Source organism: Imperialibacter sp. (assembly GCF_048007035.1).
Taxonomy (GTDB): Bacteria; Bacteroidota; Bacteroidia; order Cytophagales; family Cyclobacteriaceae; genus Imperialibacter.
Map to the genome: position 1 here is coordinate 1,244,692 of NZ_CP180355.1, position 12,306 is coordinate 1,256,997.

13 protein-coding genes are annotated in these 12,306 nt (G+C 47.1%); 9 read left to right on the forward strand and 4 right to left on the reverse strand.

Annotated elements, in window-relative coordinates; all coding sequences use genetic code 11:
- Nucleotide 1: 1 nt before the first annotated feature.
- Together ACMVP2_RS05650 and ACMVP2_RS05655 are read left to right on the forward strand one after the other, a co-directional pair.
- Entirely contained in the window at nucleotides 2-775 is a 774-nt protein-coding gene (locus tag ACMVP2_RS05650) for a heme ABC transporter ATP-binding protein (RefSeq protein WP_339787235.1), read from the forward strand.
- Nucleotides 776-823: 48 nt separating this feature from the next.
- Nucleotides 824-1,264, forward strand: a complete 441-nt coding sequence (locus ACMVP2_RS05655; RefSeq protein ID WP_339787238.1) for a hypothetical protein — start codon at nucleotides 824-826, stop codon at nucleotides 1,262-1,264.
- A 5-nt stretch (nucleotides 1,265-1,269) separates the two neighbouring features.
- On the opposite strand, the gene ACMVP2_RS05660 is transcribed toward ACMVP2_RS05655, so the two are convergent.
- The 3 genes from ACMVP2_RS05660 to ACMVP2_RS05670 form a co-directional block, all read right to left on the reverse strand.
- Nucleotides 1,270-2,403, reverse strand: a complete 1,134-nt coding sequence (locus ACMVP2_RS05660; RefSeq protein ID WP_416867008.1) for a sugar phosphate isomerase/epimerase family protein — start codon at nucleotides 2,401-2,403, stop codon at nucleotides 1,270-1,272.
- Nucleotides 2,404-2,585: 182 nt separating this feature from the next.
- A complete protein-coding gene (locus ACMVP2_RS05665) occupies nucleotides 2,586-4,946 on the reverse strand; it encodes an ABC transporter permease (protein ID WP_416867009.1) in 2,361 nt (786 codons plus the stop codon).
- A 50-nt stretch (nucleotides 4,947-4,996) separates the two neighbouring features.
- Complete coding sequence (locus ACMVP2_RS05670) at nucleotides 4,997-5,512, reverse strand: hypothetical protein (RefSeq protein WP_339787247.1); 516 nt, start codon at nucleotides 5,510-5,512, stop codon at nucleotides 4,997-4,999.
- Between the two features lie 152 nt (nucleotides 5,513-5,664).
- Here ACMVP2_RS05670 and ACMVP2_RS05675 point away from each other — a divergent pair, with 152 nt between their 5' ends.
- The 7 genes from ACMVP2_RS05675 to mltA all read left to right on the forward strand — a co-directional run bounded on the left by ACMVP2_RS05675 (nucleotide 5,665) and on the right by mltA (nucleotide 10,850).
- Nucleotides 5,665-6,999 (forward strand): YfcC family protein, encoded by a 1,335-nt coding sequence (locus tag ACMVP2_RS05675; RefSeq protein ID WP_416867010.1) that lies wholly within the window; start codon nucleotides 5,665-5,667, stop codon nucleotides 6,997-6,999.
- A 128-nt stretch (nucleotides 7,000-7,127) separates the two neighbouring features.
- Nucleotides 7,128-7,982, forward strand: coding sequence for an SPFH domain-containing protein (locus ACMVP2_RS05680; RefSeq protein WP_339787253.1), 855 nt, complete (start codon nucleotides 7,128-7,130; stop codon nucleotides 7,980-7,982).
- Nucleotides 7,983-7,992: 10 nt separating this feature from the next.
- Nucleotides 7,993-8,145 carry a hypothetical protein gene (locus tag ACMVP2_RS05685; protein WP_339787255.1) on the forward strand — a complete coding sequence of 51 codons (153 nt, stop codon included), beginning with the start codon at nucleotides 7,993-7,995 and terminating at the stop codon, nucleotides 8,143-8,145.
- On the forward strand, nucleotides 8,145-8,663 hold the full coding sequence (locus tag ACMVP2_RS05690) for a hypothetical protein (protein ID WP_151997860.1): 519 nt from the start codon (nucleotides 8,145-8,147) through the stop codon (nucleotides 8,661-8,663). The genes ACMVP2_RS05685 and ACMVP2_RS05690 overlap by 1 nt, the downstream gene beginning before the upstream one ends.
- A 6-nt stretch (nucleotides 8,664-8,669) precedes the next feature.
- Nucleotides 8,670-8,825: an Arc family DNA-binding protein gene (locus tag ACMVP2_RS05695; protein WP_151997859.1), complete on the forward strand. Its 156-nt coding sequence runs from the start codon at nucleotides 8,670-8,672 to the stop codon at nucleotides 8,823-8,825.
- Between the two features lie 97 nt (nucleotides 8,826-8,922).
- Entirely contained in the window at nucleotides 8,923-9,702 is a 780-nt protein-coding gene (locus ACMVP2_RS05700) for a phosphatidylinositol-specific phospholipase C/glycerophosphodiester phosphodiesterase family protein (RefSeq protein WP_416867011.1), read from the forward strand.
- Entirely contained in the window at nucleotides 9,702-10,850 is a 1,149-nt protein-coding gene (gene mltA, locus ACMVP2_RS05705) for a murein transglycosylase A (protein WP_416867012.1), read from the forward strand. The genes ACMVP2_RS05700 and mltA overlap by 1 nt, the downstream gene beginning before the upstream one ends.
- 503 nt (nucleotides 10,851-11,353) lie before the next feature.
- On the opposite strand, the gene ACMVP2_RS05710 is transcribed toward mltA, so the two are convergent.
- Entirely contained in the window at nucleotides 11,354-12,250 is an 897-nt protein-coding gene (locus ACMVP2_RS05710; RefSeq protein ID WP_339795416.1) for a helix-turn-helix transcriptional regulator, read from the reverse strand.
- Nucleotides 12,251-12,306: the final 56 nt, after the last annotated feature.

Genomic DNA, 12,306 nt, shown 5'->3' on the forward strand with positions numbered 1-12,306 from the left:
CATGCTGGCAGCTAAAAATATCACTTATAAAATTGGCCAAAAAACACTCCTCGACGATGTGTCGGTAGTCTTTGAACCGGCCAAGCTCAACCTCATCATTGGCCCCAATGGAGCCGGCAAGTCGACCCTCATTAAGGTATTGTGTAATCAGCATGTAGCTGATCAGGGCACGGTCACCTATGATGGGAAAGACATCAACAAGTTTTCGGTGGCTGCGCTGGCACAACGGCGAGCCGTGTTATCACAAAATATCGAACTCGCCTTTCCGCTGACTGTAGAAGAGGTGGTCATGATGGGGCGCTATCCGCACTTTAGCGGCCAGCCGGAGCAGAAGGATTTCACCGCCTGCAAAGAAGCGATGGACTTCTTCGACGTGGCATCCATGTCGGATAGGAATTATATGACCCTAAGCGGCGGCGAAAAGCAACGGGTACATTTTGCCAGGGTAGTGGCGCAGATTTGGTATCCACAAAAGGAAGGCAGCCGCTACCTCATTCTCGACGAGCCATTAACGTTTCTCGATGTATACTACCAGTTCGACTTCATGTACAAAGTGATGGAGCTAATCAAGCAGCAGGACATTGTGGTGGTGGGCGTGGTGCATGACCTCAATCTGGCCGCCCGATTTGCCGATAAGGTGGTGCTGGTGTGCAACGGCAAAATTTTAGCGGATGGATCGAAAAAAGAAGTGCTGACCAAAGAAAATATTAAAGCAGCTTATCATATGGAGGCAGACATCAGTACTCATAACGGGAAGATGCAGTTGTTTTTTTGAGCACTTACTCGAACCAAACTTTTGAAGAAAGAATGCTAAATTGTCTATGTGCTTAGGATATCAAACGAAAACTATCTGATTTTTGGCGGTCTGTTCCATTTGCTGATCGCTACCACTTATACTTTGATTTGTCTTGCAAATTATCAATTTGAGTGGCTGGACTTTGATTATGTGGAATCAGTTAGAAAGGTAGACCTGGTGGCGCTTGGTACTTCTGAACAGTATACTCCTGACTTAACCTGGGGAATTGCCGGATATAATGCGATCATATTTTTGGTGTATCTGGTAATTTGGCGAGAAAATGAGCAGGAGCGTAAACCAGATTTTGAACTGGAAATAGTCTACGTTAATTTTGTTCCTTTAGGGACAGCATTGGGTTTGTTATTCCTAATTGACTACAGAAATGACCTGGCATTGGGGCTTACCGGAACACTTGCAATATGTTCAATCCTTCTAATTAATTTCAAAAAAATCAAACTCGACTTTTAAACCTTTCAAACAATATCCTTCATCTCCACAACCTTCAAATCCTTCCTGGCCAACTGCTTTAACGGTGCATTTTTACTTTGATCATAAGCATAGCCCTTCTCGGTCAGCTGCCATAACATAGGTGCCAAAAACAACAAGCTTGCTTTGTACCCCTGCATAATGGCACCCTCGTTGCCAGTGGCTTTGGAAAGACTGGCTTCGTTTTCCATCTCATAAGGGCCATTGAAACCTCTGTCGTTCAGCACATCCACAAACTTCCGCCAGTCCATGCTGTCGGAGCCACCAAAGCCCGGCATCATGGCTTCGTAATTATGCCTGTCCCAGCTGTGGCCGGGAATGGGTATTCCTGCTTTGGCAGCCAAATCCTTGTTAACAGCCTGCATCGGATACATCGCCCCCCAATGCGTACGGGTCGTATTATCAAGGTTTCTGGTAGCCTTCACATGGATCCGGTGCAGCCTCTTGATGTCCATGGCTTTAATCACTTCGGAAGGGTCAATGTTCTGCCATACATCGTGCGACGGGTCATAAATCTCTCCGTGAGCCGTGCTGGGAATCAACTCGTACATGAGCTTGCGGGCCGCCAACACACCGGGGAGGTTGTTGAAAGTGCCGGTGAAGCCTTCCGACCTCCAGCCTTCCATGGGGCAGTTTTCGTAGAGAATGGTTACTCCCAAGTCTTCAGCATATTTCACAATCGGTGAGAAAATGCGGGCGTATTCATCGAGATTCTTCTGGAAGCCACCTTCTGTATTGCCCATCTCGTGGTTGTAGCCAACGAAGGTGCCCACCTTCACATCGTTTTCATCGCCGCCCAGCAAGTGGGCAATGCGGATCAGTTTGAGCAGGTGGTTCTGGTTTTTTATTCGTTCCGCTTCATCTCCGCCTATCAGGTTTTCGAAGGCTCCAATAGAAAGCTTAAGTCCGCTGGTGTTAAAACGATCTATGATTCTTGCAGCCTCCTCCGGTCCGAAATCTTCGTAGTCCAAGTGAGTAGCCACATGATCCTGGCGAGTGCCGTCTCTTCTGAATACACAGAGGTCGAGCCCCTGCACGCCTACTTCTTTGGCCTTGTCAATGATTTGCTCCAGCTTCAGGTAATCGAAGGCGGAAGTCATAAACCAGAGTTGATTGTTCATTGGGTGGAGTTATTGGTTAACAGATTTGTCAGCATACTGAATGTCAGTCTGAGCCTGTCGAAGGCGGTTCCCCTAAACACTTCGACAGGCTCAGTGCGACATTTAGTTTTCAAAAAAAACGAACTATGGCTAAAGTAACCAACAAGCCAATAAATCAAAAGACATCCTCCCGCAGCGGTTGATCATTCATGCCTCAGCACATCTGCCGGATTCGTTGCAGCGCTGCTGATCGACTGGTACAAAATGGTGGTGAGCGTAATGCCAAGGGTAAGCAATGCCACCGCCGCTAACATGATCGGCTGGACTGTGATGCGATAGGCATATTCTTCCAACCACAAATTCATTAGCCAATAACCCACTGGCAAGCCAATGATATTCGCCACTATGACCCAGCCAAGAAATCTTTTCGAAAATGCAAAAACGATTTGCTGCATGGTAGCTCCCAGTACTTTTCTCAAACCGATTTCTCTTCTCATTTGGGCGGCCACAAAAGATGCCAGTCCAAACAACCCAATACAGGAAATCAGTATCGCTATGACCGAGAACGATGTAAATAGCTGACTCACCTGTGTCTCTTTTTCGTAGACCTCATTAAACTCCTGATCCATAAACGAGTAGTCGAAAGGCTGGTCAGGTACTGCCTCTTCCCAAATGGTTCGCACACTTGCCAGCGACTGCTGCAAATTGGCGCCTGATATTCTCACCATCACGTTGTTACTTCTTCTCGGGCTCAATGAAATAACCTGCGGGCTAATTTTAGCATTCATTTTTTCAAAATGATAGTTCTTTGCCACACCAATGATTTTCCCTTCGTTTTTCCACAACCTGAACCTTTCCCCCACAAGTTCGTCTGGTGATCTGCCAATTAGCTCAGCCATGGCTTCGTTGATCACCACATTCATTGTGTCAGTGGAAAACTCTCTTGAATGTGTACGCCCGGCCGCCAGGTCAATGCCCAGCGTTTGAAGGTAGTCGTAGCCAGTATTAATGAAATAGATGTTGACATCTGATTCAGGATCCTTCCCTTCCCAGTCCATATTGGAGGTAGAATATCCCCCATTGATAGGCACCTGATCGGCGACAGTGAGGCTCAAAATTTCGGGAAAACGGTTAGCATTTGCCTGCAACGCCTTATAGCCTGGCTGAGGGTCGCCTTTCATTTCGAGGTAAATGACATTCTCCAGTTTGTAGCCAAGGTCTTTGCTCTTCATAAAAGAGAGTTGTCTATTCACCACCACCGTGGAAAGAATAAGCACTGTTGACAGGGTAAACTGAAGGATGACCAACGCCTTACGAAAAAGACCTCCCTGTAACTTCACAGTGCCTTTCAACACTTCCACAGGTTTGAACGATGAGAGATAAAATGCGGGATAAATACCAGCGAAAATGCCAGTAAAGCCGACAATGGTGGCCAGACCGGCAACAAATGTAGCGTCCACGTCCGTCCAAAGTAGCTGCTTGCCCGACGCCTGATTGAACCAGGGCAACAGCACAGCGGCCAGGCCAACGGCCACAATGGAAGAAACCAATGCCAGAACCAGTGCCTCCATCAGGTATTGCCCGATCAGCTGGTTTCTCATAGCGCCAATAGACTTCCTCACCCCTATTTCCTTCGCTCTTTTCATTGCTCTGGCTGTAGCCAGGTTGGTGAAGTTGATACAGGCAATGAGCAGGATGAATATAGCCGCCACCACAAATATTCTTAAATAGATTTTGGGGTCGTTCCTACCATTGAGCGCTGTGAGATGCAGCTCCGCAAAAGGCAGAAGAAATAACTCCACGTTAGACCCCTCGTTGTGTGTTTCTACCTCATACCTTAATGCATCGGCGAGCGCCTCCGCATTGGCTCCATTGGCTAGCTTCACATAAGTTCTCAGGGCATTGGAGCCCCAATCGGTTTCAATCCAGCTGCCCCACCTGTCGGTTAGAAAATGAAAAGGCACGACAGCATGAAACTGTAACCCTGACTGGCGGGGAGGGTTTTCTACCACGCCGCTCACAACCACATTCCACTTGTCATCGAGGCGAATCGCCTGGCCAACCACCTCTTGCCGCTCCCAGTCGCTACCAAAATATTTGACGGCCAGGTCTCTGGTAATAACGATAGAAGACGGATCGTTGAGAAGTGTTTCCCTTTTTCCTCTCAAAACCGGAAAGGAGAAAACATCAAAGAAGCTCTGATCAGTCATGTATACCTGGTCTTCATTCACCAGCACATCTCCGACCTTGACGGTGAAGTTGGCCCAGGTAAAACGTACTGCCCCTTCTATTTCAGAATACCTTTCCTGCAACGCTGGCGCAAGCGGCCCGGGAGTGACATAGGAGTAAAAGCTCTGGCCGTTGGAGTATTCCTGATGCTCATACACGTAGTAGATGTTTTCGATCTCTTCATGGAACTTATCAAACGAGAGTTCGTACTTCACCCACAAAAAAATGAAAAGCACAGTTGTCAGTCCGACAGAAAGACCGAGAATGTTGACAATGGAAAAGAGCCGGTCTCTGCGAAGAACCCGCAATGCGATAGTGAAGTAGTTTTTGACCATGACAGGATTGAGTTTCGGTGGTTACTCAATTTTCTACCTGTGGTTACAGCTCAGTCGATTTCCTTTTTTTGATAAACGATATCCTCTTCTTCTTTCGTCATCTTCAACTGTTTGCTAATTCTGCGCATTTCTGGCCTCACCTGCGCAAAAATGATCAGCATACCCAGGTAAAGCAGCACAAAAAATGTCATACGGGTAAGGTAGAGGCCAGCCACTGCCATGATGGAGGCTGCTTCCATGCAGCTATACTGAACAATCGAAGCATGGAGAAACAGGTCAAGCCTGTCACGAAGTGAGGTCAGTGACTTCAGAGGCTGAATTTCCTGTTTGTAAAGCCGCATGCCCAGCACCACATTGCCAAAAGCAAGCACGGCCAGTATGGCTGTAATCGTCGAATTAAGTTCACTCCCAAAAGGAGGCGTCACTGCTCCATCTTGCATTTGAAGATAAACGATGATAAAAGGTACCATGGGAGCCGCCGCAAGCACGTAGAAAATCAGAGAAAGCCTGAAGTAATATTGTTCGGCGGTTTTGTAGGCAAATGGCTTGATCCGAGGCAGGTTCATAGTTGCTATTTGACTGCAAAGGTAAAACAGCTATCCGAAATGCCTATTCCGGCGGAAACTTTACCCAGCAAGTAAAGAACGGCCAAAGTGATCTCAGCAACTCCTATTTCTTACTTGCTAATTCTTATATTGAAGGTTCTAACGACCGACCCATGAAGCGTAACTTCCCGCATCCTATCATGATCATGCTTTTGTTTATCGCTGCAGCTGCTGTCATGACCTGGCTGGTTCCCGCTGGGCAGTATGACCGAGTGCCAGACGAAGCAACTGGAAGGGACGTGGTGGTACAGGGAAGTTATCATACCATCGAAAATCAACCTGTCGCCTTCTTTGACATGCTGGTGGCCATCCCCAAAGGCATTGTGAGCAGCGCCGACGTCATTGCTTTCATTCTTATTTTGGGTGGCTGCTTTTATGTGATTGAAAAAACAGGAGCCTTCAATGAAGCCCTGGGCTGGCTGGTGACCAAATTTAAGAATGCCGAAATGGCCCTGATGGTATTCGTTGGCGTCGTTTTTTGTGTTGGAGGCGTGCTGAATGGCCTTGCAGAAGAAGTGATCGCCATGATGCCCATCGTATTATTGCTCACCGCCAAAACCGGCTACACCAAAGAGGCCGCTGTGGCGATAAGCTTCGGGAGCGCCAATATTGGGGGATCGTTTGGTCCGTCCAATCCTTTCGTTGTGTTAATTGCCCAAAAGGTAGCTGGCGTGGAGCCATTCTCCGATAGCCTGTTCCGAATCGTTTTTACGGTCATTGCACTAGCTGTCTGGATTTTCTTTGTGCTGATGTACGGAAAATCAAAAGCAGGCAGCACAATGAACCCGGCATCCCCGTCTCCCGGGTTGTCGCTCAGGTCTGTGGCTATCTTGTCCCTTCTGCTGGTAACGTTTGGGGTCATGATCTATGGAGCCGTGACGCTGGAATGGGATTTTCTGCAAATGGCTGCCCCATTTTTTGCCCTGGGAATTACTGCTGGTGTCATTGGGAAATTGGGGTTCAACGGCACCGGAGAGGCGTATACTGACGGCTTCCGAGACATGGTATTCGCCTGTGTGGTAGTAGGATTTGCCAGGGCTATTTTTCTGATAATGCAGGAGGGTCTGATCGTTGATACCATCGTACATGCCCTGTTCTCGCCGCTGGATGGCCTCCCACAAATGATCACAGCTGTGGGCATGATGATCTCTCACGTCATCATACACATTCCTGTTCCCAGTACTTCCGGGCAGGCCATGCTTACCATGCCACTACTGGCACCCATTGCTGACCTCACAGGCATGTCACGCCAAATTGTGGTGTTGGCCTACCAGTATGGTGCCAGCCTCACTGACCTTATCACCCCCACCAACGGCACACTCATGGCAGTGATTGCTGCGGCCGGTGTTGCTTACGACGACTGGTTCAGGTTTATCTGGAAGGCCCTGCTGACAATTTTTGCTGTGGCTGCTGTTGCCCTAATAACGGCCCTGCTGTTCAATATTTAGCCTGTCGGGGCTTATTTACCAGCCCTTCGCTTCGTTCACTTCTCAATAATTATTTCACCTGACTGCAACCATTCTAAAACTTTGTCGTATATTGATATCAAATTAATATCATATTAAATCATTCTGATATGGACACTGAAAAGATTAACAAACCTACATCCGGCTATCCTATGATTGCATTATTCCTGATTTTTCTCGTCGGTGGCATCCTTGGGCTGGCCGTTGCCCGCATGCCTTTGTCAGCCATTTTTGTCGTGCTGGCTATTGTGATGACTCCCGGTTTCTTTTTTGTGAACCCCAATGAGTCGAGAGTGCTTACCCTGTTTGGTGAATACAAGGGTACGGTGAAGAACAATGGTTTCTTCTTTGTTAACCCATTGTATCAAAAGCAAAAAATTTCTCTGCGTGCCCGCAACTTCGACAGCGAAAGACTGAAAGTGAACGATAAGCTGGGCAACCCTGTGATGATCAGCGTGATCCTTGTTTGGAAAGTGAAAGAGACTTTCAAAGCCGCCTTTGAAGTAGATGACTATGTGAGTTTTGTGCGTGTGCAAACTGATGCGGCTGTGAGAAAGCTGGCCGGTCGCTATCCTTACGACAATTTCGACGACCATGAAGAGGAAGTTTCACTCAGGTCAGGCCTCGAAGAAGTGAATCACAACCTTGAAAAAGAGTTGGAGGAGAGGCTCGACATTGCTGGCATTGAAGTACTCGAAGCGAGAATTGGTTACCTGGCCTATGCAGAAGAGATTGCCCAGGCGATGCTAAAGCGCCAACAAGCGACAGCTATTGTTGCAGCCAGATTCAAAATTGTGGAAGGAGCTGTGGGCATGGTAGAAGCGGCACTTGCGGAACTGTCGAAAAAACAGATCATTGACCTGGACGAAGACAAAAAGGCTGCGATGGTCAGCAACCTGATGGTGGTGCTGTGCTCCGACAAAGACACCAGCCCGGTGATTAATACAGGCACGTTAAATCATTAAACATAAACTCATGGACAAGTATAAATTTCTAAAAAAAGGTGCTTTCGAAAACCTGGAGAAGTTTGAAAAAAAGTTGAATGAAATGGTGGCTACCGGTTGGAGAGTGGTCAATTTTACCAATGACCACGGAGGGTATGTGGTTTTGCTTGAAAGGATACGGTAATGACGGAGTTTAGAGAAACGCAAAGAATAGACCGGGGCCTGCTTATATTTTTGGCCCTCACGTCTATTGGCGCAATTGTTGGCCCGCTTGTTTTGACTTATCAGGAAGCTCTGAAAGCAACCGGAGGTGATGGAAATGACATTACGGTGAAATATCTGCTCATCGCATCGGGGGCTTTTGTTTTCACTGTGTTGGTGTTCAGTTTAGTAGCCAGCCAGCGACTCGAAATCGACATCAACAAGTACAGGTTTCGCTTCAGAATGCCTCCGTTCGTCAAGTGGAAAGAAATTGCTCCCGAAGAAATAGACAGCTTTCGGGTGGAAAAAGCTAAATGGTTTCAAAAAATGAGAAAAAGCCGCATGCACTACAATCCCTTTACGAAAAAGGCATCGTACATGATGGCAAGGAAATATTTTGTAGAATTGAAGCTTACCAATGGAAAAACCATTTTGCTGTCAACTAACATGCCTGACGAGATGCTCAATGCTTTGGAAGGATTTAAGCTGAACGGGAAATAATTTGTGATGGGGAAGAAAAAAGCATTTGTGATTCGAATTGACGAAGAGATGCTCAAGTCTATTGAGAAGTGGGCTGCTGACGAATTTCGCAGCACCAACGGGCAGATAGAATGGATCATCAACAAAGCCCTGAAAGATTCGGGAAGGGGGAAGAAGGATTAACCTTTCTTAATATTGCTGTCGTCCTTTGCTTTCCTCCAAAATCCTGCCCTACTTGACAGCTTTCTTTCAATAATCCGGGATTGATTATTTTTGGCATATGAAAGCATTCTTTGTCCTCCTGCCTTTCGTTTTCATTAGTTTCCTGTTACCGGGCCAAACTACCCCCTTGCCCAATGCCCACGCCCACAACGACTACGAGCATGACAGGCCGCTCTTCGATGCACTTTCGAACGGTTTCACCAGTGTAGAGGCCGACATTTTCCTTATCAAAGACGAGCTTTATGTGACGCACAACAAGCCTGTTTCATTGAAGAACACCAAGACTTTGACAGAACTCTACCTCCAGCCACTTGATGAGGTTGTTAAGGCCAATAATGGGCAGGTGTATCCGGGCTATGGTGGATCATTTTACCTCATGATCGACTTTAAAAACGACGCCGAAGGCACCTACGCCAAGCTCATTGAACAGTTGCAGCCTTACAAGCATCTGCTCAAAACAAAAACGCAGGATGGCCCATTAACGATCTTCATTTCCGGAGAAAGGCCTATTAGCGCAATATTGAACGACCCAGAGAACCTGGTCAGCCTCAATGGCCGGCCCAACGATCTTGGCCAGGGCATAACTGCTGATAAAATGCCCGTAGTAAGCACCTCCTTCAAGTCGCTTGGCTTCTGGAACGGCAACGGTGAAATTCCGTTCGACATCCGGCTTAAAATCAGGCAGCTGAGCGATGCAGCCCACAAGGAAGGGAAAAAACTAAGGCTTTGGGCTACACCTGATGATCCGGTCTCGTGGCAGGTGTTGCTCAACAACGGTGTTGATTTGCTTAACGCTGACAATTTAACGGAACTAAAAACCTTTCTACTGTCGAAATAATGACGTCAAAATTGCCAGGGCTAACTTTTGTCGTCCTCACTTTTCTTAGCCTCACTTTCTCCCCGTTTGTGGCCAGCAGCCAATCCAAGCCAACGGCTATTGGTCACGGCTACGATTTCGAAGGAAACGGAAAAGACATTACGGCCGCCACGTTGCCTTTACTTTACACCAAGAAAGAAAGTTCGGAAGGGCTTCGACAGGCGCTTGAGCACAGCGACTCGGCCCTGATTGTGTCTTTAAAAAACCAATACCGATACCTCTTTTTGAAGGATCCGGATCAAAATCACAACCTCGAAAACCTGAAACCAACCAACGAAAAGCTTCGAAATACGTTGCGGGCACTGATCCAATCCATTGAAAACCCAACAACTGCTTCCTCATTCAGTCTGTACCAGATCAAAGGTGAGGACGGCAAAGGCAACGTGCACTTTACGGCCTACTTTACCCCCGTGTTGGATGCCAGCCCAATAGCTACTGAGAAATACAAATACCCGATATACAAAAAACCTTCGGAATCCGGCCAAAAACCCCTTACCCGAAAACAGATAGACGGCCAGGGTGCTTTGAAAAACAAAGGCCTTGAAGTAGCCTGGACGTCCAGTCTTCTCGAAAATTACTTCCTGCAAGTGCAGGGCTCTGGTTATGCTGCCTTTCCCGACGGTTCGCTACAGTTTTTGGCTTTTAATGGACAAAACGGGCTGCCCTATTCCAGCCTGGGCAAATACATGATTGCACAGGGACACATTTCAGAGAGCGACATTTCGTTGCAGAGCATCAGGAATTGGTTTGAACAAAACCCCGACAGTCTTGAGACTATTCTTTACAAGAACCAGTCTTACACCTTCCTGGCGCCTGTCAAGGAGGAGCCAAAAGGGGCCTATGGCTTCCCGCTTACCCCAGAGCATTCCATTGCAGTGGACACACAGTTTATTCCGCTGGGCGCTGTTTTGCTGGCCCGCTTGCCTGTGCTGGACGAAAGCGGCAAGCTGCTAAGGCATGACTTTACGATTGTGACAGCCCAGGACAAGGGCGGCGCCATTAAAGGCCCCGGCCATGTAGATGTGTATATGGGTGTGGGCGATGAAGCGCTCAAAAAAGCCAGTGCCATGCATCATTATGGCAATTTGTGGCTGATTTTAGCAGAATGAGACTACAAAAGTTTCGCCAGAGGCACTACCATCGTTTCTTATGCGCCTCACGAAAGCGTATTGATTTTTCCTCTTAATACCAAGCTCTTGTAGGATCAAGCGAAAAAGTCTGTGGAATTACCCTTCAACCCCAATATCCCGAGCGGTCATAAAAAAGCAAAAGGTCCAAGCCTAACCGACTGGAGAAGCCCGGCCGGGCGAGACGCATTGAACCAGTTTTGCTTTTTTATTTAACGTAAGTTCGATATAAAAATGCCGTCATTCCGGAAAATATTGGCCTAAAATTCAAATGGGCCAATATTTATCCGGAATCTCAAATGTCTTGTGGCGGAGATTGCGGATAATTTTCTTCAGATGAGAAAAATATCTGAAGAAAATTTCCGCAATGACGCCCCTCGGTGATGTTTTGTTACATTTTTATATCGAACTCACGTTATTTAACCACAAACGAAACATTCAATCCCCAGAAATACAGATTGATCCCTTTTGTAGTCTTTTAGAAGTCAAACAAAATCACGCATCAGCCTGATCAGTTGGGCACGGCTCTTCACATCGGTCTTTTGGTAAATCCTTGAGGTGTGGTCTTTAATGGTCTGCAACGTTACAAACAGCGTATCGGCTATCTCCTGATTGGTCTTGCCACTGTATATCTCCCTGACAATTTCGGACTCACGGGCAGTGAGAGCGAACCTGGCAATAAACGCCTCCGCTGACGGAGCCTCAATTCCTTTGGCAGCTTCATACTTAATGGTATACACGAAGTAAACGGCAATGAAAGTGTTGAGCAGGAAGAATACGAAGTGGCTGAGGGCCTGAAGCATGACATTAAGGGTGGATGTCATGTACTCAAAACCATAAAAAATGGCGAGGGCAAAAAGTGCCGCAGTAAGCACCAGGCGATCTCTGGTCAACAAGAGGGTCGTTTCTTGAGTGAGAAGCAGCGTTCCACAGAAAGCCGATGCAACAAAGCCAAACACCGCATAGACGTTGGGTAATGACGTCAGCACTGTCCATTCCAGCGCATAGTATTGAGTGATTGCAACAATACTAACGATAACTACCAGGGAAGGAATTATGACCCAATGTGTGCTTTTTAGCGTGACTTGTTTGCTCCAGTACATTTGCTGCGCAGCACTGAAAGCGATAAACGGAATGCCAAGCACAGTCAGCACCTTTGAAAAGGGTTTTACCTGCTCCGCAAAAGGCATAAAGGCAATAAACGACTCACTCCAAAGGCTGTAGAAGCCAAAGGTGTACAACAAAATCAAAAAATACTGCAGGTGTTGGAAAGCTGGTAGCGCCTTCAGTTTGGTGAACCTGAAAATCACCATAATGCCTCCAGCCGTTAGCGCCAGGCAAAAAATAAAGCTTATCCAGAAAACCAGTCCTTCTACAGTCATCAAATAGTTCGTCGGTTACTTTGGCTAAAGTATACACCCCTACCAAAGTAGCTTCA